This window comes from Enterobacter sp. 5-4 (assembly GCF_000612205.1).
Taxonomy (GTDB): Bacteria; Pseudomonadota; Gammaproteobacteria; order Enterobacterales; family Enterobacteriaceae; genus Enterobacter; species Enterobacter roggenkampii.
The window spans coordinates 1-22,392 of sequence record NZ_JFHW01000013.1 but is presented as its reverse complement, the minus strand read 5'-3'; the positions used below and the strand labels follow the sequence as shown (position 1 = coordinate 22,392).

20 protein-coding genes and 1 tRNA gene are annotated in these 22,392 nt (G+C 55.5%); 6 read left to right on the top strand and 15 right to left on the bottom strand.

Annotated features, from left to right (window positions below; translation table 11 throughout):
• Positions 1–45: 45 nt before the first annotated feature.
• The 4 genes from wzzE to trxA form a co-directional block, all read right to left on the bottom strand.
• Positions 46–1,092: an ECA polysaccharide chain length modulation protein gene (gene wzzE / locus AA74_RS0108930; protein WP_008501563.1), complete on the bottom strand. Its 1,047-nt coding sequence runs from the start codon at positions 1,090–1,092 to the stop codon at positions 46–48.
• Between the two features lie 13 nt (positions 1,093–1,105).
• Positions 1,106–2,209 carry a UDP-N-acetylglucosamine--undecaprenyl-phosphate N-acetylglucosaminephosphotransferase gene (gene wecA / locus AA74_RS0108925; RefSeq protein ID WP_025912234.1) on the bottom strand — a complete coding sequence of 368 codons (1,104 nt, stop codon included), beginning with the start codon at positions 2,207–2,209 and terminating at the stop codon, positions 1,106–1,108.
• A 241-nt stretch (positions 2,210–2,450) separates the two neighbouring features.
• Complete coding sequence (gene rho, locus AA74_RS0108920) at positions 2,451–3,710, bottom strand: transcription termination factor Rho (RefSeq protein WP_008501566.1); 1,260 nt, start codon at positions 3,708–3,710, stop codon at positions 2,451–2,453.
• Positions 3,711–4,055: 345 nt separating this feature from the next.
• On the bottom strand, positions 4,056–4,385 hold the full coding sequence (gene trxA / locus AA74_RS0108915; protein WP_006179218.1) for a thioredoxin TrxA: 330 nt from the start codon (positions 4,383–4,385) through the stop codon (positions 4,056–4,058).
• A 144-nt stretch (positions 4,386–4,529) separates the two neighbouring features.
• On the opposite strand from trxA, the gene rhlB reads away from it, so the two are divergent.
• Together rhlB and gppA are read left to right on the top strand one after the other, a co-directional pair.
• A complete protein-coding gene (rhlB, locus tag AA74_RS0108910; RefSeq protein WP_021242834.1) occupies positions 4,530–5,798 on the top strand; it encodes an ATP-dependent RNA helicase RhlB in 1,269 nt (422 codons plus the stop codon).
• Positions 5,799–5,804: 6 nt separating this feature from the next.
• A complete protein-coding gene (gene gppA, locus AA74_RS0108905; RefSeq protein ID WP_025912233.1) occupies positions 5,805–7,289 on the top strand; it encodes a guanosine-5'-triphosphate,3'-diphosphate diphosphatase in 1,485 nt (494 codons plus the stop codon).
• Between the two features lie 51 nt (positions 7,290–7,340).
• Here gppA and rep read toward each other — a convergent pair whose 3' ends face one another.
• Positions 7,341–9,365, bottom strand: a complete 2,025-nt coding sequence (gene rep / locus AA74_RS0108900; protein ID WP_008501569.1) for a DNA helicase Rep — start codon at positions 9,363–9,365, stop codon at positions 7,341–7,343.
• Between the two features lie 85 nt (positions 9,366–9,450).
• Here rep and ppiC point away from each other — a divergent pair, with 85 nt between their 5' ends.
• Positions 9,451–9,732 (top strand): peptidylprolyl isomerase PpiC, encoded by a 282-nt coding sequence (gene ppiC, locus AA74_RS0108895; protein ID WP_008501570.1) that lies wholly within the window; start codon positions 9,451–9,453, stop codon positions 9,730–9,732.
• An 86-nt stretch (positions 9,733–9,818) separates the two neighbouring features.
• On the opposite strand, the gene ilvC is transcribed toward ppiC, so the two are convergent.
• Positions 9,819–11,294, bottom strand: a complete 1,476-nt coding sequence (gene ilvC, locus AA74_RS0108890; protein WP_008501571.1) for a ketol-acid reductoisomerase — start codon at positions 11,292–11,294, stop codon at positions 9,819–9,821.
• A 152-nt stretch (positions 11,295–11,446) separates the two neighbouring features.
• Here ilvC and ilvY point away from each other — a divergent pair, with 152 nt between their 5' ends.
• The gene (gene ilvY, locus AA74_RS0108885) at positions 11,447–12,337 is read left to right on the top strand and encodes an HTH-type transcriptional activator IlvY (RefSeq protein ID WP_023293577.1); all 891 of its coding nucleotides are present in this window, start codon (positions 11,447–11,449) and stop codon (positions 12,335–12,337) included.
• 45 nt (positions 12,338–12,382) lie between these two features.
• On the opposite strand, the gene ilvA is transcribed toward ilvY, so the two are convergent.
• The 7 genes from ilvA to ilvL form a co-directional block, all read right to left on the bottom strand.
• Complete coding sequence (gene ilvA / locus AA74_RS0108880) at positions 12,383–13,927, bottom strand: threonine ammonia-lyase, biosynthetic (protein ID WP_025912232.1); 1,545 nt, start codon at positions 13,925–13,927, stop codon at positions 12,383–12,385.
• Between the two features lie 2 nt (positions 13,928–13,929).
• A complete protein-coding gene (gene ilvD, locus AA74_RS0108875; RefSeq protein ID WP_025912231.1) occupies positions 13,930–15,780 on the bottom strand; it encodes a dihydroxy-acid dehydratase in 1,851 nt (616 codons plus the stop codon).
• Positions 15,781–15,840: 60 nt separating this feature from the next.
• On the bottom strand, positions 15,841–16,770 hold the full coding sequence (gene ilvE / locus AA74_RS0108870; protein WP_023326297.1) for a branched-chain-amino-acid transaminase: 930 nt from the start codon (positions 16,768–16,770) through the stop codon (positions 15,841–15,843).
• Between the two features lie 18 nt (positions 16,771–16,788).
• A complete protein-coding gene (gene ilvM, locus AA74_RS0108865) occupies positions 16,789–17,052 on the bottom strand; it encodes an acetolactate synthase 2 small subunit (RefSeq protein WP_003860184.1) in 264 nt (87 codons plus the stop codon).
• Positions 17,049–18,695, bottom strand: a complete 1,647-nt coding sequence (gene ilvG, locus AA74_RS0108860; protein ID WP_025912230.1) for an acetolactate synthase 2 catalytic subunit — start codon at positions 18,693–18,695, stop codon at positions 17,049–17,051. The genes ilvM and ilvG overlap by 4 nt, the downstream gene beginning before the upstream one ends.
• 2 nt (positions 18,696–18,697) lie before the next feature.
• Positions 18,698–18,748: a peptide IlvX gene (gene ilvX / locus AA74_RS1000000123615; protein ID WP_192930497.1), complete on the bottom strand. Its 51-nt coding sequence runs from the start codon at positions 18,746–18,748 to the stop codon at positions 18,698–18,700.
• A gap of 86 nt (positions 18,749–18,834) precedes the next feature.
• Positions 18,835–18,933, bottom strand: coding sequence for an ilv operon leader peptide (gene ilvL, locus AA74_RS1000000122755; RefSeq protein ID WP_001311244.1), 99 nt, complete (start codon positions 18,931–18,933; stop codon positions 18,835–18,837).
• A 341-nt stretch (positions 18,934–19,274) separates the two neighbouring features.
• Between ilvL and AA74_RS0108855 the strand changes: the two genes are divergently transcribed.
• Positions 19,275–20,795 (top strand): YifB family Mg chelatase-like AAA ATPase, encoded by a 1,521-nt coding sequence (locus AA74_RS0108855; protein ID WP_025912229.1) that lies wholly within the window; start codon positions 19,275–19,277, stop codon positions 20,793–20,795.
• 30 nt (positions 20,796–20,825) lie between these two features.
• On the opposite strand, the gene AA74_RS0108850 is transcribed toward AA74_RS0108855, so the two are convergent.
• Entirely contained in the window at positions 20,826–21,164 is a 339-nt protein-coding gene (locus tag AA74_RS0108850; RefSeq protein ID WP_008501577.1) for a DUF413 domain-containing protein, read from the bottom strand.
• A 118-nt stretch (positions 21,165–21,282) separates the two neighbouring features.
• Between AA74_RS0108850 and hdfR the strand changes: the two genes are divergently transcribed.
• Positions 21,283–22,104, top strand: coding sequence for an HTH-type transcriptional regulator HdfR (gene hdfR / locus AA74_RS0108845; protein WP_021242824.1), 822 nt, complete (start codon positions 21,283–21,285; stop codon positions 22,102–22,104).
• A gap of 98 nt (positions 22,105–22,202) precedes the next feature.
• On the opposite strand, the gene AA74_RS0108840 is transcribed toward hdfR, so the two are convergent.
• Positions 22,203–22,278 (bottom strand) — tRNA-Trp (locus tag AA74_RS0108840).
• Positions 22,279–22,392 lie beyond the last annotated feature (114 nt).

Genomic DNA, 22,392 nt, shown 5'->3' with positions numbered 1-22,392 from the left:
TCGATTAGGCGATCAAGGCAGTAGCCTTCATCGTAAACGGTATTCTTAGTTTGTACGACGACGCGTTAACGCCACGCCTGCGCCCGTCAGTGCGCCCACAATCCCCCACATGATCATCAGGAATGCACGACGCGGACTATCGCGTTTTACAGGTTCTTCAGGCGTTCGCAAATAACGATAGGTCTGAAAACGCGGGTCCAGAGATGGACCGACATTAAGCGTATTGAGCATCGCGCGATTTTGATCGTAATCGAGGTCAAAATCAGGACCGACGGCCTGAAGGTTTTCCAGACGTGCCTGCAACATGGGGCGGCCAAGGAGGAACATCTCTGAATCAGGTAGTTCATCAGCCGGCACGTCCGTCTCAGTACGGGAAATATTGTGCTGTTCCGCAATTTTCAGCGCCTGCTCAATATTGTGTACACGGCGAGCGAAAATCGCTTTAGCCACCTCTTCCTGACGTTTCACCTGCGCTTTCATCTGGATGGTACGAGCCGACCAGGCGCCTTTAAGCTCTTCGTTAAGATGGCTTGCGGCACGCTGGCTGGCAAACGCGACATACTGACGCAGCAGGTTGTTGGCGTCCGGCGCGGTTTCTGCAATCAGCTTGACGCTGTCATTCACGTTACGCAGCGCGTCGCCCGGCATAAATTGAATATTGTTAATCAGATCGTCCAGCAGAGCGGCATCGGCTTTGGTGTTATCAACCCGACGCTGCTTGTAGTAATCCGTCTGGGACCAGAAGTCGCGGCGCGTATCCCACGAAGCCAGTTGCATCACAAACTCTTTATAGGCCTCATCCATAACGGAGACCTGATCCGGCGTGGCGAGGTTAGCTTTGATATCCAGGTTTCGCAGGAATTGCTGTTGGGAATAGAACCCCCCAAGCATGTTAACCGTTGGTTTGTCAGTGATTGCCGTGGCGCTCCACTCTTGTTTTGCAAAGAACGTATAGGCCAGCGCTAACAGTGCAAACCCCAGCGCGATCCCCGCAATCCAAAGTTTGCCTGCCCATAACACGCGAAACAAACCCCGAATATCCAGTTCATTCTCAGTTACCACTGATTTCGCTCCCGCCAACGGTTGAGTCATCATAGTCCCGGTTTTACTTAGTTAATGTTGTGTTTTTGCCACTGTTACGACGCATCCTGCGTTTAATACGTTTAATGAACCGCGCTACTTTCCATGCGCGCTTAATGCAGTAGCCGTAGAGAGAAAAAGCTAGCAAGAACAATACCAACATAGCCCATTCAGGTACAAAATGTGTATATTCCGCCGTCACGCCAATCGCCGCTAGAATAGCAGCCGCCAGCGTAATAAGCACAAATGCCTGCCGGGAAGTGAATCCGGCTCGCATGATTAAATGATGAATGTGCTGGCGGTCAGCAGAGAAAGGGCTCATCCCTTTACGCAGACGGCGATACATAATCGCAACCATATCCATTAACGGGATAGCGATAATCCATAATGCTGTTACCGGGCTAATGGGGTGTACATCACCCTGAGTGGTTTCCAGCAAGATCCAAATGATAGTAAAGCCGATAAGCGTGCTACCCGCATCACCCATGAATACTTTATAGCGCCGGCCCAATGCACCGAGATTTAACAGGATATAAGGCAGGATGGCCGCAATCATGGCAAAACACCACATAGCAAGGCTATATTGCCCATCGAACCATAAAATGAAACCAATTGCGGCAAATGAGACGCAGGACAGGCCTCCCAGCAAACCATCAATACCGTCAACCATGTTGAATGCGTTAATCGCCACCCACACGGCAAAAAGTGTCAGGAAATAACCGAACGGACCAAGTTCCATCTCCCAGGAGCCAAAAATATAGCCCAAGCTACTCAAGTGCAGCTTAGCGAACACCATCATAGCAATAGCCACAGCAGCCTGAACGAAGGCGCGGATTTTGACGCTAATATCATAACGGTCGTCAAGAGCGCCAACCACCACAAGCACCGTCGCGCAGGTTAGGTACAGCCTGGCATGTGGGATATAGTAATCCGCGATGGCAAACGTGAAGCAGATCCCCGCGAAAACAGAGATACCTCCGACCAAAGGGATCATGCCTTGATGACGCTTACGGAAGTTGGGTTTATCCACTAACCCCAGATATTTCGCCACCTTACGTGCCAGAAACAAAAAGCAGGTGGTAAACAAGAAAATACTGGTTAGTTCAGTAAACGTATCAAGTAGGTTCACAATGGATGTTCTCAACAAATGTTAGTCAAGGAAGTATAACCATCAAGGCGCTGAGCCTGAAGTTATAAAGCAAACCTCTTACAGTTCCATTTGTTTATTATTCAAGCTATTAATGTTTTTACTGTGCGAATTATCTTATTGTCGCACTGCCCAGTCAAAATTGTGAGTAGGTGGTACTAGCGTATAGTCCATAAAAGAAAAACGCCACGTAAAAACGTGGCGTTCGCTGGCTTTATTTGCGTTACGAGCGTTTCATCATGTCGAAGAAATCGTCGTTGGTTTTGGTCATTGCCAGTTTGTTAATGAGGAACTCCATCGCGTCGATTTCACCCATTGGATGAATGATTTTGCGCAGGATCCACATTTTCTGCAGCTCTTCCTGGGTGGTGAGCAGCTCTTCTTTACGGGTACCGGAACGGTTGTAGTCGATTGCCGGGAAGACGCGTTTTTCAGCGATCTTACGAGAGAGGTGCAGTTCCATGTTGCCTGTCCCTTTAAACTCTTCGTAGATAACTTCGTCCATTTTGGAACCGGTATCGATCAGCGCCGTCGCGATGATGGTCAGGCTGCCGCCCTCTTCGACGTTACGTGCAGCACCGAAGAAACGTTTTGGACGATGCAGGGCGTTAGCATCCACACCACCGGTCAGGACTTTACCAGACGCCGGGACCACGGTGTTGTAGGCACGCGCCAGACGGGTGATGGAGTCGAGCAGGATGATCACGTCTTTCTTGTGCTCAACCAGGCGTTTTGCCTTCTCGATAACCATTTCCGCAACCTGAACGTGGCGAGATGCTGGCTCGTCGAAGGTAGAAGCAACCACTTCACCTTTAACCAGACGCTGCATCTCGGTCACTTCTTCCGGACGTTCGTCAATCAGCAGCACCATCAGCACACAGTCAGGGTGGTTGTAAGCAATGCTCTGCGCGATGTTCTGCAGCAGCATGGTTTTACCCGCTTTTGGCGGCGCCACAATCAGACCACGCTGACCACGACCGATTGGTGAGGCCAGATCCAGAACGCGCGCGGTTAAGTCTTCGGTAGAACCGTTACCACGCTCCATACGCAGGCGAGAGTTCGCGTGCAGCGGCGTTAAGTTCTCAAAGAGGATCTTATTGCGCGAGTTTTCTGGCTTATCGAAGTTAACTTCATTGACTTTCAACAGCGCAAAGTAGCGTTCACCCTCTTTAGGAGGACGAATCTTACCTGAAATGGTGTCACCAGTGCGGAGGTTGAAACGGCGGATTTGGCTGGGGGATACGTAGATGTCGTCAGGGCCGGCGAGGTAGGAGCTGTCTGCAGAGCGGAGGAAACCAAATCCGTCTTGCAATATCTCCAGCACACCGTCGCCAAAGATATCTTCGCCACTCTTAGCGTGCTGCTTCAGGATGGCGAAAATGATGTCCTGCTTGCGCATACGAGCCTGGTTTTCCAGCCCCATATTTTCGCCGAGAGTGATCAGCTCAGAAACCGGCGTATTCTTTAATTCGGTAAGATTCATAATGGTGTGGGTTCTTAAACTCGGGGTGATTCTCGAACTTAATGTTGTGAATGGTATGGCAGGGTCATCCATGCCTGTTTAGCGGCCATCAACTCATGTCTGTTCGCTGTCTGGTCACAGGGAAAGAACGCAGAACTGAAACGACAAGACGGATTGAGTGACAAGCCCGGAATTTAGCCACTTCACGCACTGTTCATGTTAACAACGGGAAGTATCGGGTAAAACAAGATTCAAACAACAAGATATGTTTAAAACGAAGTCATAGCTAACTTAGCACGACTTCAGCCGGGCGTCCAGAGTTCCGAATCATTTAGCCGGGGGCTCTGAACGCACAGCGGAGAAACCTTACGCCAGGTTAGCGTCGAGGAACTCTTTCAGTTGACCTTTGGACAGCGCGCCCACTTTGGTCGCCGCCACTTCGCCGTTTTTGAACAGCAGCAGGGTCGGAATACCACGGATACCGTATTTTGGTGCGGTGCCCGGGTTCTGGTCGATGTTCAGCTTGGCAACGGTCAGTTTGCCCTGATATTCGTCGGCGATCTCATCCAGAATCGGGGCGATCATTTTGCAAGGACCACACCATTCAGCCCAGAAATCGACGAGGATCAGCCCGTCAGCCTTAAGTACGTCCGTGTCAAAACTGTCGTCAGTCAGGTGAATAATTTTATCGCTCATATATAACTCCACAGGAATAAGCCTGGTACGTTGGTTTTGTCTCCACCAACGACGCGTTGATGTCGCATTAACCAACTAAAGGTTGACTTTATTTCACCGGATACGCTTTCGTAAAGCAATAGTAAGCTGATATTCTACCACACTATGAGCAAAACACATTTAACAGAACAGAAGTTTTCCGACTTCGCGCTGCACCCGAAGGTGATTGAAGCCCTTGAAAATAAAGGGTTTCATAACTGCACGCCCATTCAGGCCCTCGCGCTGCCGCTGACGCTGGCCGGACGCGATGTTGCCGGGCAGGCGCAAACCGGTACCGGCAAAACGATGGCGTTTTTAACGTCAACGTTTCATTATTTACTTTCTCACCCAGCGATTGCAGACCGCAAAGTTAACCAGCCGCGCGCGCTAATTATGGCCCCGACGCGAGAACTGGCGGTACAGATCCACGCAGACGCTGAACCCCTGGCGCAGGCTACCGGCCTGAAGCTGGGCCTGGCCTATGGCGGCGATGGCTACGATAAGCAGCTGAAAGTGCTGGAAAGCGGTGTGGATATCCTGATCGGTACCACCGGCCGTCTTATTGATTACGCCAAACAGAACCACATTAACCTCGGTGCCATCCAGGTTGTGGTGCTCGATGAAGCTGACCGCATGTACGATCTGGGCTTCATTAAAGACATCCGCTGGCTGTTCCGCCGTATGCCTCCGGCTAATCAGCGCCTGAATATGCTGTTCTCTGCAACCCTCTCCTACCGCGTTCGCGAGCTGGCGTTCGAACAGATGAACAACGCCGAATACGTTGAAGTGGAACCGGAACAGAAAACGGGTCACCGCATTAAAGAAGAGCTCTTCTATCCTTCAAATGAAGAGAAAATGCGCCTGCTGCAAACGCTGATTGAAGAAGAGTGGCCAGATCGCGCCATCATCTTTGCCAACACCAAACACCGTTGTGAAGACATCTGGGGCCACCTGGCTGCCGATGGTCACCGTGTTGGCCTGTTGACCGGCGACGTGGCGCAGAAAAAACGCCTGCGTATTCTCGAAGAGTTTACCCGCGGCGATCTCGATATTCTGGTCGCCACCGACGTGGCTGCACGTGGTTTACACATTCCAGCCGTAACGCACGTCTTTAACTACGATCTGCCAGACGACTGCGAAGACTACGTACACCGTATCGGTCGTACCGGTCGTGCGGGCGCAAGCGGTCACTCTATTAGCCTTGCGTGTGAAGAGTATGCGCTGAACCTTCCGGCCATTGAGACCTACATCGGTCACTCTATTCCGCAGAGCAAATACAATCCGGAAGCGCTGTTAAGCGAACTGCCGCCGCCTAAGCGTCTTACCCGCCCACGCTCCGGCAATGGTCCGCGTCGTTCAGGCGGCGCACCGCGTAATCGTCGTCGTTCAGGTTAAGAAAATATGCTCAGCTCCACCACGCTTTATGCGGCAATTGATCTCGGTTCGAATAGTTTTCATATGCTGGTTGTGCGCGAGGTGGCGGGAAGCATACAAACGCTGACGCGCATTAAGCGCAAGGTCCGCCTCGCGGCGGGCCTGAGCAGCGACAATCACCTCTCGCCTGAAGCCATGGAACGTGGCTGGCAGTGCCTGCGACTCTTTGCCGAGCGTCTGCAGGATATCCCGCACGCCCAAATAACCGTTGTCGCCACTGCGACACTCCGCCTGGCGGTTAACGCCGTGGATTTTATTGCCAGAGCGCAGGAGATTCTCGGTTGCCCGGTTCAGGTTATTAGCGGTGAAGAAGAAGCTCGCTTGATTTATCAGGGGGTTGCACACACCACGGGGGGTGACGATCGCCGCCTGGTGGTGGATATCGGCGGAGCCAGTACCGAGCTGGTGACCGGCACCGGCGCGCAGGCTACGTCGCTGTTCAGCCTGTCGATGGGCTGCGTGACCTGGCTTGAGCGCTATTTTACCGATCGTAATCTGGGTAAAGAGAACTTCGACGAGGCAGAAAATGCCGCGCGCGAGGTATTACGTCCCGTGATGGACGAACTGCGCTATCACGGCTGGAAAGTGTGCGTGGGTGCGTCGGGGACCGTGCAGGCCCTGCAGGAAATCATGATGGCGCAGGGAATGGACGAGCGGATTACGCTTGCCAAACTTCAGCAGCTAAAACAGCGCGCCATCCAGTGCGGACGCCTGGAAGAACTGGAAATTGAAGGCCTGACGCTGGAACGCGCGCTGGTCTTCCCGAGCGGGCTGGCCATTCTGATCGCCATTTTCACCGAGCTCAACATCCAGTGTATGACCCTTGCCGGCGGCGCGCTGCGCGAAGGTCTGGTCTACGGGATGCTGCATCTGTCGGTCGATCAGGATATCCGCAGCCGAACCCTGCGCAACGTACAGCGTCGTTTTCTGGTCGATATCGATCAGGCAGGACGCGTATCGCAGCTGGCATCTCGCTTCGCCGATCAGGTCGCTAACGTCTGGGATCTTGATCATCTGAGCCGCGATTTACTGCTGAGCGCCTGTGCGCTGCATGAAGTGGGGCTGAGCATTGATTTTAAGCAGGCCCCCGCTCACGCAGCGTATCTGGTTCGCAACCTGGATTTACCGGGCTACACGCCCGCACAGAAAAAGCTGCTGGCAACGCTGCTGCTGAACCAGACCAACGCCGTTGATCTCTCATCTTTGCATCAGCAAAACGCCGTACCGCCGCGCGTGGCCGAGCATCTGTGCCGCCTGCTGCGTCTGGCGATTCTCTTTGCCAGCCGCCGTCGCGATGATTTGCTGCCTGCAATCAATCTGGTGGCCGATGACGAAAAACTGTCGCTGACGCTGCCGGAAAACTGGATTGAGCGTCACCCGCTTGGGGCAGAGATGATCGAGCAGGAGTGCCAGTGGCAGAGCTATGTGCACTGGGTGCTGGAAGTGAAGTAATACGCTGAACATTGCCGGGTGGCGGCTTCGCCTTATCCGGCCTACTCATCATTATCCTTTCTCTTTGGCTTTTGCCAGCATGGCGCGAATGTTCGCCACGTTAGCCTGCCCCTTATGCATCCGCTCTTCTGCGGTAATCACTTTGCGTTCCTGTTCCCAGATCAGGTCATCCTGCGGCAGCTCCAGCAGGAAACGGCTCGGCTCCGGGCGGACGAGTTCGCCATACTGACGGCGCTCTTTACACAGCGTGAACGTCAGCTCTTTCTGCGCACGGGTGATCCCCACGTAGGCCAGGCGGCGCTCCTCGTCGACGTTGTCTTCATCAATGCTGCTCTGATGCGGTAACAACCCCTCTTCCATACCAACCAGATAGACATACGGGAACTCCAGACCTTTTGACGCGTGCAGCGTCATCAGCTGTACCTGATCGGCCTCTTCTTCGCTCTCGCCACGCTCCATCATGTCGCGCAGGGTAAAGCGGGTGACGACCTGCGTCAGGGTCATCGGCTCGTCGATTTCAGAGCCCTCCAGCATTTCGGTCATCCAGCTGAAGAGCTGGTTAACGTTTTTCATCCGCATCTCAGCCGCTTTCGGGCTGGCCGAGGTTTCGTACAGCCAGGACTCATAGTCGATGCCGTGAATAAGATCGCGCACCGCCGCCACCGGCTCGCGCTCCGCGAGACGCTGCACTTCGCCGAGCCAGTGGGTGAATCGCGTTAGCGAATCATAGCCGCGACCGGTTAACGTCTGGCTCAGCCCCATGTCGAAGCTGGCGGTAAACAGGCTTTTATTACGCGTCATCGCCCACTCGCCCAGCTTTTGCAGCGTCGCCGGGCCAATCTCGCGCTTCGGCGTATTCACGATGCGCAGAAACGCGCTGTCGTCATCCGGGTTCGTGAGCACGCGCAGATAGGCCAGCAGATCTTTAATCTCTGGCCGTGAGAAGAACGACGTACCGCCCGAGATTTTGTACGGAATGCGGTTCTGCATCAGCATCTTTTCAAAGACGCGCGACTGGTGATTGCCGCGATAGAGGATCGCGTAATCCTTATATTCGGTTTTATTGACGAAGTGGTGGGCGATCAATTCGCCCGTCACGCGCTCCGCCTCATGCTCTTCATTATTGGCGCTGAGCACCTTCAATTCAGTACCGTAACCCAGCTCGGAGAAGAGACGCTTCTCAAACACATGCGGGTTATTGGCGATCAGGATATTTGCCGCTTTCAGGATACGCCCGGAGGAGCGGTAGTTTTGCTCCAGCTTAATCACCTGCAGAGCGGGAAAATCTTTGCTCAGCAGCACCAGGTTTTGCGGACGCGCGCCGCGCCAGGAGTAAATTGACTGGTCGTCGTCGCCGACAACTGTGAAACGCGCGCGCTGCCCCACCAGCAGCTTCACCAGCTCGTACTGGCTGGTGTTGGTGTCCTGATACTCATCCACCAGCAGGTAACGGATTTTGTTCTGCCAGCGCTCGCGAACCTCTTCGTTCCGCTGCAGCAGCAGCGTGGGCAGCAGAATCAGGTCGTCAAAGTCCAGCACGTTGCACGCTTTCATATGTGCATCGTACAGACCGTAGCAGTGGGCGAAGATCCGATCCCGTTCGCCTTTGGCGATCGCCGCGGCCTGGGCCGGGGTCATCAGATCGTTTTTCCAGTTTGAGATCGTTGAGATCAGCTGCTGCAACAGCACCTTGTCATCTTCGATCAACCCCTCGGTGAGCTCTTTGAGCAACGCCACCTGGTCGGTGTCATCGAAGAGCGAGAAGTTGGACTTCATTCCCAGCGCAGCATACTCGCGTTTAATGATATCCAGCCCCAGCGTGTGGAAGGTGGAGATCATCAGGCCGCGCGCCTCTTTTCGTCCCAGCGTCTGGCCGACACGCTCTTTCATCTCACGCGCCGCTTTATTGGTAAAGGTTACCGCCGCAATGTGCCGGGCCTGATAGCCACAGCCGCGGATCAGGTGCGCAATCTTATTGGTGATAACGCGCGTTTTGCCGGATCCTGCACCCGCCAGCACCAGACACGGTCCGGTGACAAATTCGACGGCTTGTTGTTGTCCGGGGTTTAAACGCATAAATGATCGCTCAATGAAAGTCAGGAGGGGAGAATAACAGCGTGGTAGTATAGCGAGCCTAATCCATACCACTCAAGGCACGATCATGGCAAAAACAGCAGCAGCACTGCATATTCTTGTTAAAGAAGAGAAACTGGCTCTGGATCTTCTGGAGCAGATCAAAAACGGCGCCGACTTCGGCAAGCTGGCGAAGAAGCACTCTATCTGTCCGTCAGGCAAACGCGGCGGCGATCTGGGTGAATTCCGCCAGGGTCAGATGGTACCGGCATTCGATAAAGTGGTCTTCTCCTGCCCGGTGCTGGAGCCAACCGGCCCGCTGCACACGCAGTTCGGCTACCACGTGATTAAAGTGCTGTACCGCAAATAAACAAGCCGGGTGGCGGCTGCGCCTTACCCGGCCTACATCTTACGGTTTTGTAGGTCGGGTAAGCAAAGCGCCACCCGACAAAGTTGTTAACCCGCTACCGCGATACGCTTCATGTCGGTCATGTAGCCACGCAGTTTGTGACCCACTTTCTCGATCTGGTGGCTGCGAATCGCTTCGTTCACATCGCGCAGCTGCGCGTTGTCCACGGCACCTTCTGCAATCGCTTTACCCAGATCGCCCGGCTGCAGAGTGGTCATAAACTCTTTCAGCAGCGGTACGCAGGCGTAAGAGAACAGGTAGTTACCGTATTCTGCAGTATCAGAGATAACCACGTTCATTTCGTACAGACGCTTACGGGCGATGGTGTTCGCGATCAGCGGCAGCTCGTGCAGTGATTCGTAGTACGCAGACTCTTCAATGATGCCGGAATCCACCATGGTTTCGAACGCCAGCTCAACGCCTGCTTTCACCATCGCGATCATCAGCACGCCTTTATCGAAGTACTCCTGCTCGCCGATTTTACCTTCGTACTGTGGCGCGGTTTCGAACGCGGTCTTACCGGTCTCTTCACGCCAGGTCAGCAGTTTCTTATCGTCGTTCGCCCAGTCAGCCATCATGCCGGAAGAGAACTCGCCGGAAATGATGTCGTCCATATGTTTCTGGAACAGTGGCGCCATGATGGTTTTCAGCTGTTCAGACAGCGCGTAAGCACGCAGTTTTGCCGGATTGGACAGACGGTCCATCATCAGCGTAATACCGCCCTGCTTCAGCGCTTCGGTGATGGTTTCCCAGCCGAACTGAATCAGTTTTTCCGCGTATGCCGGGTCGGTGCCCTCTTCAACCAGCTTATCGAAGCACAGCAGAGAACCGGCCTGCAGCATGCCGCACAGAATGGTCTGCTCGCCCATCAGGTCGGATTTCACTTCGGCAACGAAGGACGATTCCAGCACGCCCGCACGGTGGCCGCCGGTCGCCGCTGCCCATGCCTTGGCAATCGCCATGCCTTCGCCTTTCGGATCGTTTTCCGGGTGAACCGCGATCAGCGTCGGCACGCCGAAGCCACGTTTGTACTCTTCACGGACTTCGGTACCCGGGCACTTCGGTGCCACCATCACTACGGTGATGTCTTTACGGATCTGCTCGCCCACTTCAACGATGTTGAAGCCGTGGGAGTAACCCAGCGCCGCGCCGTCTTTCATCAGCGGCTGTACGGAACGCACAACGTCTGAGTGCTGCTTGTCCGGCGTCAGGTTAACCACCAGATCCGCCTGCGGGATCAGCTCTTCGTAGGTACCCACTTTGAAGCCATTTTCGGTCGCTTTGCGCCAGGAGGCACGCTTCTCGGCAATCGCTTCTTTGCGCAGGGCGTAGGAGATATCCAGACCGGAGTCACGCATGTTCAGGCCCTGGTTCAGACCCTGTGCGCCACAGCCGACGATGACCACTTTTTTACCCTGAAGGTAGCTCGCGCCATCGGCAAATTCATCGCGCGCCATGAAGCGGCATTTGCCCAGCTGCGCCAGCTGCTGGCGCAAGTTCAGTGTATTAAAGTAGTTAGCCATGGGTGATACCTCGTGATGTTGTGTGTCTTATTGTTCGGTTCGCGTTTCAGCGAGAATGTACCCACATTACAACAGGAAATTTATTGCGGAAATTGATATATTCACAACGTCACATTGCAATTTATGCAATGTAAAAAGAGGGAGTGGAATCGGTGGATTTACGCGATCTGAAAATGTTCCTGCACCTGGCGGAAAGCCGTCACTTTGGCCGCAGCGCCCGGGCGATGCACGTCAGCCCCTCCACGCTTTCGCGCCAGATCCAGCGCCTTGAGGAAGACCTCGGCCAGCCGCTGTTCGTGCGCGATAACCGCACCGTCACCCTCACGGAAGCGGGCGAAGAGCTGCGTATTTTTGCCCAGCAGACGCTGTTGCAGTACCAGCAGCTGCGGCACTCTATCGATCAGCAGGGGCCGTCACTCTCCGGTGAGCTGCATATTTTCTGCTCCGTGACCGCCGCCTACAGCCATCTGCCGCCCATCCTTGACCGCTTTCGCGCGGCGCATCCGTCGGTTGAAATTAAGCTCACTACCGGCGACGCTGCCGACGCGATGGAAAAAGTGGTGACAGGCGAAGCGGATCTCGCCATTGCCGGGAAGCCGGAAACCCTGCCGGGCGCGGTAGCGTTCTCGATGCTGGAAAATCTGGCGGTGGTGTTGATTGCCCCGGCGCTGCCCTGCCCGGTGCGTAACCAGGTATCGGTGGAAAAACCGGACTGGTCCACGGTGCCGTTTATCATGGCCGATCAGGGCCCGGTTCGCCGCCGCATTGAGCTGTGGTTCCGCCGTCAGAAAATCAGCAACCCGTCGATTTACGCCACCGTCAGCGGCCATGAGGCGATGGTGTCGATGGTGGCGCTGGGCTGCGGCGTGGCGCTGCTGCCGGAAGTGGTGCTGGACAACAGCCCGGAGCCGGTGCGCAATCGCGTGATGATTTTAGAGCGCAGCGACGAGAAAACGCCGTTTGAGCTTGGCGTGTGCGCACAAAAAAAGCGGCTGCATGAGCCGCTTATTGATGCGTTCTGGACGATACTGCCGAACCACTAAAGCCGGGTGGCGCTGCGCTTACCCGGCCTACATGCCGCTCAGCCCTTAGCCTGCCAGGAAGAAGCGGAACGCCGGGTTGTGGGTTTCGTCATGGCACTCGTAGCCCAGCTCGTTCAGCCGCGTTTCGAAATCCGGCTCGTGCTCGCCCAGTTCGAACGCCGCCAGCACGCGGCCGTAGTCGGTGCCGTGGCTGCGGTAGTGGAACAGAGAGATGTTCCAGTGCGTGCCCAGCGTGTGCAGGAACTTGAGCAACGCGCCCGGCGATTCCGGGAACTCAAAGCTGAACAGGCGTTCCCTGAGCGGCTTCGAAGGACGACCACCGACCATGTAACGCACGTGCAGCTTCGCCATCTCGTCGTCGGAGAGATCGACTACGCTATAGCCGCCCTCATGCAGCAGGCTGAGGATCTCTTTGCGCTCCTCCACGCCGCGGCTCAGACGCACGCCGACAAAAATACAGGCGTCTTTAGCATCGGCAAAACGGTAGTTAAACTCCGTCACCGAACGACCGCCCAGCAGCTGACAGAACTTCAGGAAGCTGCCCTTCTCTTCCGGAATGGTCACCGCCAGCAGCGCTTCACGCTGTTCGCCCAGCTCGCAGCGCTCGGACACGTAGCGAAGACCGTGGAAGTTCACGTTGGCACCGGAAAGCACGTGCGCCAGACGCTCGCCGCGAATGTTGTGCTGCGCGATGTATTTTTTCATGCCCGCCAGCGCCAGCGCGCCGGAGGGTTCCGCCACCGCACGCACGTCTTCGAACAGATCCTTCATCGCCGCGCAGATCGCATCGCTATCCACCGTGACGATATCGTCGAGATATTCCCGGCACAGGCGGAACGTTTCGTCGCCAATGCGCTTCACCGCCACGCCCTCGGCAAACAGCCCGACGCGCGGCAGGTCGACCGGATGCCCGGCATCCAGCGCCGCTTTCAGGCAGGCGGAGTCTTCCGCTTCCACGGCAATGACTTTGATCTGCGGCATCAGCTGTTTGATCAGCACCGCCACGCCTGCGGCTAAACCACCGCCGCCCACCGGGACAAAGACGCGGTCGAGATGGGCATCCTGCTGCAGCAGCTCCAGCGCCAGCGTCCCCTGCCCGGCAATCACCATCGGGTGGTCGAACGGCGGCACCCAGGTGAACCCCTGCTGCTGCGCCAGTTCAATCGCTTTGGCTTTTGCTTCGTCAAAGTTGGCCCCGTGGAGCAAGACTTCGCCGCCGAAACCGCGCACCGCGTCGACCTTGATATCGGCGGTAGCAACCGGCATCACGATCAGCGCTTTCAGCCCCAGACGGGCAGACGAGAACGCCACGCCCTGCGCGTGGTTGCCCGCCGATGCGGTAATCACCCCGCGCGCTTTCTGCTCGTCGGTCAGCCCGGCCATCATCGCGTAGGCACCGCGCAGCTTGAAGCTGTGCACCGGCTGGCGGTCTTCGCGCTTCACCAGGATGACGTTGTCGAGGCGCGAAGAGAGTTTTTCCATTTTCTGCAGGGGAGTGACCTGCACGGCTTCATAGACCGGCGCGCGAAGCACCGCCCTGAGATATTCCGCCCCCTCGGGGGCGGCGGATAAGGGTTGCGACTCGGCCATCGTTAGCCCCCAAGTTTAGATTTATCGCGCACCGCGCCTTTATCTGCACTGGTGGCAAGGCTCGCGTAGGCGCGCAGGGCGAAGGAAACTTCACGCTGGCGGTCTTTCGGCGTCCAGGCTTTATCGCCGCGCGCTTCCTGCGCTTCACGACGCGCCGCGATCTCCTGGTCGCTCAGCTTGAGCTGAATGCCGCGATTCGGAATGTCTATTTCGATCAGGTCGCCGTCTTCGATGATGGCGATGTTGCCGCCGCTTGCCGCTTCCGGCGAAACGTGACCGATGGAGAGACCAGAGGTCCCGCCGGAGAAACGACCGTCGGTGATCAGCGCACAGGCTTTACCGAGGCCCATGGATTTCAGGAAGGTGGTCGGGTAGAGCATCTCCTGCATGCCCGGCCCGCCTTTTGGACCTTCGTAGCGAATGACCACCACGTCGCCTTCCACCACTTTGCCGCCGAGGATGGCGTCTACCGCTTCATCCTGGCTTTCGTACACCTTCGCCGGACCGGTGAATTTCAGGATGCTGTCGTCCACGCCAGCGGTCTTCACGATGCAGCCATTTTCCGCAAAGTTACCGTACAGCACGGCCAGGCCGCCGTCTTTGCTATAGGCATGCTCCAGCGAGCGGATGCAGCCTTCAGCGCGGTCATCGTCCAGGGTATCCCAGCGGCAGTCCTGCGAGAACGCCTGGGTAGTACGAATACCAGCAGGGCCCGCGCGGAACATCTTTTTCACCGCGTCGTCTTTGGTCAGCATCACGTCGTACTGGTTCAGCGACTCAGGCAGCGACAGGCCAAGCACGTTTTTCACGTCACGGTTCAGCAGCCCGGCGCGATCCAGCTCGCCGAGGATACCGATGACGCCACCCGCGCGATGCACGTCTTCCATATGGTACTTCTGGGTACTCGGTGCGACCTTACACAGCTGCGGCACTTTACGGGAGAGCCTGTCGATGTCGCTCATGGTGAAGTCGATTTCGGCTTCCTGCGCGGCGGCCAGCAGGTGCAGAACGGTGTTGGTGGAACCACCCATGGCGATGTCCAGGGTCATGGCGTTCTCGAACGCCGCTTTGCTGGCGATGCTGCGCGGCAGCGCGCTGGTGTCGTCCTGCTCGTAGTAGCGCTTAGTCAGCTCAACGATGCGTTTACCAGCACTGAGGAACAGCTGCTTACGGTCGGCGTGGGTCGCCAGCAGCGAGCCGTTGCCCGGCTGAGAGAGGCCCAGCGCTTCGGTCAGGCAGTTCATGGAGTTCGCCGTGAACATACCGGAACAGGAGCCGCAGGTCGGGCACGCGGAGCGCTCCACCTGGTCACTCTGCTCGTCAGAGACTTTCGGGTCCGCGCCCTGAATCATCGCATCGACCAGGTCGAGCTTGATGATTTTGTCGGAGAGCTTGGTTTTCCCCGCTTCCATCGGGCCACCGGAGACGAAGATCACCGGAATGTTCAGGCGCAGGGAGGCCATCAGCATCCCCGGGGTGATTTTGTCGCAGTTGGAGATACAGACCATCGCATCGGCGCAGTGGGCGTTAACCATGTACTCTACCGAGTCGGCGATCAGCTCGCGCGACGGCAGTGAATAGAGCATGCCCCCATGGCCCATCGCGATACCGTCATCCACCGCAATGGTGTTGAACTCTTTCGCCACGCCGCCGGAGGCTTCGATTTGCTCGGCAACCAGCTTACCGAGATCGCGCAGGTGCACGTGGCCCGGTACGAACTGGGTGAAGGAGTTCACCACGGCGATAATTGGCTTGCCGAAATCGGCGTCGGTCATTCCGGTGGCGCGCCACAGCGCGCGGGCACCGGCCATGTTACGGCCGTGGGTGGTGGTGGCTGAACGATACTTAGGCATGCTTTATTTACTCCCGTCTGACTATGTAATGGGACGGTGCGTGCCGTCCCAAATTTATATTTAGTGATTAACCTGATCCAACCAGCCGTATTTATCTTCTGTCTCGCCGGTGAAGAGGCCAAAGAACGCTTGCTGAATGCGTTTGGTGACCGGGCCACAGCGGCCCTCGCCCACCTGAATGCCGTCTACGCTGCGCACCGGGGTGATTTCAGCCGCGGTACCGGACATAAACACTTCATCGGCCAGGTACAGGGATTCGCGGGACAGCACCTGCTCGCGCACTTCGATACCCAGATCTTTCGCCAGCTTGATGATGGCATCACGGGTGATGCCCGGCAGCGCGGACGAGGTGAATGGCGGCGTAAACAGAATGCCGTCTTTCACTTCAAACAGGTTTTCACCTGCGCCTTCGGAGATGTAGCCATTCACGTCGAGCGCGATACCTTCCTGGTAGCCGTGACGGCGCGCTTCGCTGCCGACCAGCAGGGAAGAAAGGTAGTTACCGCCCGCTTTCGCCGCGGTCGGGATGGTGTTTGGTGCAACGCGGTTCCAGGAAGAGACCATTGCGTCGATCCCCTGCTCCAGGGCTTCAGCACCCAGGTAGGCACCCCATGGGAACGCGGCAATGATCACATCGGTGTTGTAACCGGCTGGCGGGTTCACGCCCATACCGACGTCACCCACGAAGACCAGCGGACGAATATAGGCGCTAGTCAGGTTGTTCTTACGGATCACGTCGCGGCAGGCTTCCATCAGCTCATCCACGCTCTGAGAAACCGGGAAACGATAAATTTTGGCTGAGTCATGCAGACGCTGCATATGTTCGCGATGGCGGAACACCACTGGCCCTTTGTGAGAATCGTAGCAGCGGATGCCTTCAAACACGGAGGTACCGTAATGCAGCGCGTGGGACATCACGTGGACCTTCGCGTCCTCCCAGCGAACCATCTCACCATTGAACCAAATGTAATCAGCTTTTTTTGTCGTCATTTTTTCGTCCTGTCACGCTTAAGCGCGGATTTGTTGTGATGTGGTTGTGCTCTGGCAGATGGCAACATGGGCAACGTCTACCAGCTTTGATAACTGACTAAACAGTAAGTCGACCGGCCGCGGGCTGGCAACGGTTAATTCGATACTGATGTTTTGCGCGTCGGTGGCCGTCTCCATATTCATAGAGCAAATCTGAAAACCACGATGGCGCACCACGCGCAAAACGCGTTCTAATGTTTCCGGGTTGAAGCGAGCCTGCACGGCGACCTGATGTTGCATCATGATAATTTCTCCAGCATTTGTGAGTTACTGGCACCGGGCGGTACCAACGGCCAGACGTTCTCAAGCTCGTCGATTGAGACATGAAGCAGGTATGGCCCTTCGCTTGACAGCATGGTGTCGAGTGCCGCTTCAACCTGGTCTTTACGGGTGATGTGCTGGCCAGGAATGCCGAAGGCGCTGGCCAGGGTGAGGAAATCGGGGTTATCGGTCAGGGTGGTTTCACTGTAACGTTCCTGGAAGAACAGCTGTTGCCACTGGCGAACCATCCCTAAACGCTGGTTATCGAGCAACACGATCTTCAGCGGTAACTGCTTGCGCTTCACGGTGCCGAGCTCCTGAACGTTCATCATGAAGGAGCCGTCACCGGAGATACAGATAACGGTATCGTTCGGGCGGGCAACCTGTGCGCCAACCGCGGCTGGCAGACCGAAGCCCATCGTCCCTAACCCGCTGGAAGTGATGAAGTTTTCCGGACGGGTGTAGGTCATGTGCTGGGCGGACCACATCTGATGCTGGCCGACATCGGTCGTCACCACGCTGTCGGCGGGCTTACGGTCGGACAACTGCTTCAACAGCAGCGGCGCGTAGATGGCCTCGCCGGGATGGTCGTAACGCCAGGCGTGTTCAGCGCGCATATCGGCGGTATGCTGACGCCATGCGTTGATATCCAGCGGCTGCTGCAATGCCGGTAACAGCGCGTTGAGATCGCCCTGCAGCGCGACGTGCGCCTGACGCAGCTTGTTCATCTCCGCCGGGTCGATATCCATATGGATAACTTTGGCGTTCGGCGCAAAGGTATTCAGCTTACCGGTGACGCGGTCGTCAAAACGGGCACCGACGGCGATGAGCAGATCGCACGCCTGCACCGCCAGGTTTGCCGCTTTGGTGCCGTGCATCCCCAGCATGCCCAGATAGTAGGGGTAATCGGCATCTACCGCACCCAACCCTTTCAGCGTGCAGGTGGCAGGCATTTGCGTTGCCGCGATAAATTCGCGCAGGGCAGGAACCGCCTGCGCCATGCCTACGCCACCGCCAACGTACAGCATCGGCTGTTTCGCCTGCACCAGCATCTGACGCGCCTCTTCAACTTCCGCATGCGGAAACGCGTCGTCGTTTCCAACGGTGGAGAAGTGCGGCTCCAGTTCGCCGTGTGCGACCTGGATATCTTTCGGGATATCGACCAGAACCGGACCAGGGCGACCGGAGCTGGCAACCTCGAATGCTTCTGCCATTACGCGCGGCAGCTCTTCCAGTGACTGAACGAGAAAACTGTGTTTGGTGCAGGCCAGCGATAAACCGAGTACATCGACTTCCTGGAACGCGTCGGTGCCGATGAACGGAGAGGCAACCTGTCCGGTGATGGCAACAACGGGAACAGAATCCAGCAGTGCATCAGCCAGACCGGTGATCAGGTTCGTTGCGCCCGGACCTGAGGTCGCCATACAGACACCGGTTTTACCGGTGGCACGGGCATAACCGATGGCGGCCATCGCTGCGCCCTGCTCGTGTCGGCACAACAGGTGCTCCACGCCGCCGTCATACAGTGCATCGTAAATCGGCATAATTGCGCCACCCGGATAACCGAATACTGTCTCGACTCCCTGCGCGCGCAACGCATGTACTACCCACTGTGCCCCATTCATAGTTAGTTCCCCGTCATAAATCGGGAGAAACAGAATTTTGTGCTACTTGTCATTCTCTGCTCCTCATTTACGTTTTTTAGTCATAAAAAAACCCCCGGACCTTTCGGTGCGGGGGTCTTAGTTCGTTAAGGCTTGATTTCTAAGCCTTTCCTCGTCCAAGTGCAGCCCCGCACGGTGGGATAATAATCACCACCACGCTAATCACGACCAGGCTAATCACTCGTAGAAGGGCTGTCATTTTCAGTTCTTTTTGCATCTTGTTCGAAGGAATACCTAAAGAGTTATCACAGTTTTTCAATCAAACACAAGATTTATTTATGACGGATTTGGTTAGCCCGCGAATCATATTTCTTAAAATCGTTGTTTTATATACGGAAATTAGAAAATGAATATTTTTCACTTTTTTACTCCTCCGCTAACCGTCAAAACAGGTTTTTTTTCGCTCTGCGAGGAGGGTTCCACGATTGTGCAATAGTTTCAGTGTGCTTTTAAAATCCCTGAACAGGCAGCGTAAATTCGCTAAATAGCGCTAAACAGGCATAACGCGTACTGGCATAGTGACACCAGGAGGTAGTGCAAATGTCACTGTCAGTTGTTTATACGCGTGCGGCTCTCGGGGTAAAGGCACCGCTTGTTTCCGTAGAGGTTCATTTGAGTAATGGGCTGCCCGGACTCACGCTTGTCGGGTTACCTGAAACGACGGTTAAAGAGGCCAGGGATCGCGTTCGCAGCGCAATAATAAATAGCGGTTATACCTTCCCCGCGAAGAAGATCACCATCAACCTTGCCCCCGCCGATCTGCCCAAAGAGGGCGGGCGATACGATTTACCTATCGCAATTGCGCTTCTCGCGGCTTCTGAGCAGCTTACTACGACCAGGCTAGGCTCGTACGAGTTCGTGGGTGAACTCGCGCTCACAGGCGCATTGAGAGGCGTTCCCGGTGCGATATCGGGAGCGCTGGAAGCCATTCGTGCAGGGCGGCAAATCATTGTCGCCAATGAAAACGCATCAGAAGTGAGTCTTATTGCCGAAAAGGGGTGCCTCATCGCCGGGCATCTTCAGGAAGTGTGTGCCTGGCTGGAAGGCCGACATGAACTGTCCGAGCCGGAGGAGTGCGACGAGGCTGTAGCAGATGTGCCAGAAGATCTCAGTGAGATCATGGGACAGGAGCAAGGTAAACGGGCGCTGGAGATTACGGCTGCAGGCGGACACAATCTCCTGCTGATTGGCCCGCCTGGTACAGGTAAAACGATGCTGGCGAGCAGGCTGAGTGGGTTGCTCCCGCCGCTCAATAATCATGAAGCGCTGGAAAGCGCTGCCATATATAGCCTCATCAGTTCGGCATCGTTGCAAAAACAGTGGCGCCGTCGCCCTTTTCGTTCCCCACATCATAGCGCTTCTCTGACGGCAATGGTCGGCGGTGGGTCTATCCCCGGACCGGGTGAGATCTCACTGGCACACAATGGCATTCTGTTTCTTGATGAGTTGCCTGAGTTTGAGCGTCGCGTGCTGGATGCACTGAGAGAACCTATTGAATCTGGAGAAATACATATCTCGCGCACGCGGGCCAAAATAAGCTATCCCGCGCAGTTTCAACTGGTCGCTGCGATGAACCCCAGCCCCACGGGGCATTATCAGGGCAACCATAACCGCTGTACGCCAGAGCAGACGCTGCGCTATCTGGGAAAGCTTTCCGGCCCATTCCTCGACCGTTTCGATTTATCCCTCGAAATCCCCCTCCCGCCGCCGGGCCTGCTCAGGCAGACGGGCATAACGGGTGAGAGCTCAGTAAAAGTGCGCGAGCGGGTGATCGCTGCCCAGGCACGACAATACGCCCGTCAAAACAGGCTGAATGCTCGGCTTGATAATGCCGGGATCCGGCAGTTTTGTTCGCTTAACAGTGAAGATGCAGGATGGCTTGAGGAGACGTTGACGCGCTTTGGGCTGTCTATACGAGCGTGGCAACGTTTGCTAAAAGTGGCCAGAACCATTGCTGACGTGGAGGGATGTACTGACATTGAGAGGAAACACTTGCAGGAGGCGCTGAGTTACCGCGCTATCGATCGTTTGCTGCTGCACCTGCAGAAGTTGCTGGCATAAAAAAAGGGGCCGTAGCCCCTTCTTATCATCTTAGTCATCAGACTCGGTGTAGTCTTCTGCACCTTCCATCTGCGGCTTACCGCCAGACAGCGTATGGAAGCGCTTTGGACGCTTAATGCGTGCCATATACTTGATCCATACACGTTCCGCTTCAGACTGCGGCTCACGCTCACCACGGCAAACAGAAACAAACTGTTTTTCGTCTTCAGTAGCAGGCTCACGCTTGCCCAGATCCAGCTCGTTAAAGGCATAACCATGGCGCTCAAGCAGTTGAGCTTCTTTGATGGTGAAATCGCCGTGACGAGAGAACCCGCGCGGATAATGTTTATTGTCGAAAAAACGATTAGTCGTCGTAAAGCTTTCCGCCATCCTACACGCTCCTAATTCTTTGGCCGAGCTATTTATGGCGCGGAGTATTAGTTACGCTTGACAGAGTGTAAAACAAAACATTTAAATCATAACGACAAATAATTTTGCGGAGAAAGATGTGGATACGGAATTGCTTAAAACTTTCCTTGAAGTGAGCAGAACACGCCACTTTGGGCGAGCAGCTGAAGCCCTTTACCTGACGCAGTCAGCAGTCAGTTTTCGTATTCGACAGCTGGAAAATCAACTGGGTGTGAATCTTTTTACCCGCCATCGCAACAATATCCGCCTCACGCCCGCCGGCGAAAAACTACTGCCGTACGCAGAAACGCTGATGAATACCTGGCAGGCGGCACGCAAAGAGGTTGCACATACTTCGAGGCATAATGAGTTCTCGATAGGGGCCAGCGCTTCCCTGTGGGAATGTATGCTAAGTCAGTGGCTTACCCGGCTTTATCAATCTCATAGCCACCTGCAATTTGAAGCCAGGATTGCGCAACGGCAGTCGCTGGTTAAGCAACTTCATGAGCGCCAGCTTGATCTTCTTATCACAACCGAAGCCCCCAAGATGGACGAATTTAGCAGCCAGATTGTGGGCCAGTTTGGCCTGGCGCTTTATGCCTCTGAACCTTCGATGATGAAGGCAGACCTGACCTATTTGCGCCTGGAATGGGGGCCTGATTTTCAGCAGCATGAGACGGGCTTGATTGCACCTGATGACGTCCCACAGTTAACGACCAGCTCTGCAGAGATCGCCTGTCAGCAACTGCCCTTGCTGAGAGGTTGTACCTGGTTACCTGTTCGCTGGGCAGACACTAAAGCTGGGCTGCATACCGTAATGGATTCCACCACGCTTACCAGACCGCTGTATGCGATTTGGCTGCAAAACAGTGATAAGCAGTCGCAGATAAAAGATCTGTTAAAAATCAATGTAATGGATTGATACATCAGCCAGCAGGAATGCTGGCTGAATAGTAAGAAGAGATGTTTTTACAGTCTTTCAGGCAAAAAAAATCCTTTGCCGAAGCAAAGGATTCTATATGGCAGGGGCGGAGAGACTCGAACTCGCGACACCCGGTTTTGGAGACCGGTGCTCTACCAACTGAGCTACGCCCCTAAAGTTTTTTTGCCATTAAGCCTGCCAGTAAGGCAGGCTTAATGTCTTAATAAGTGGCGGAACGGACGGGACTCGAACCCGCGACCCCCTGCGTGACAGGCAGGTATTCTAACC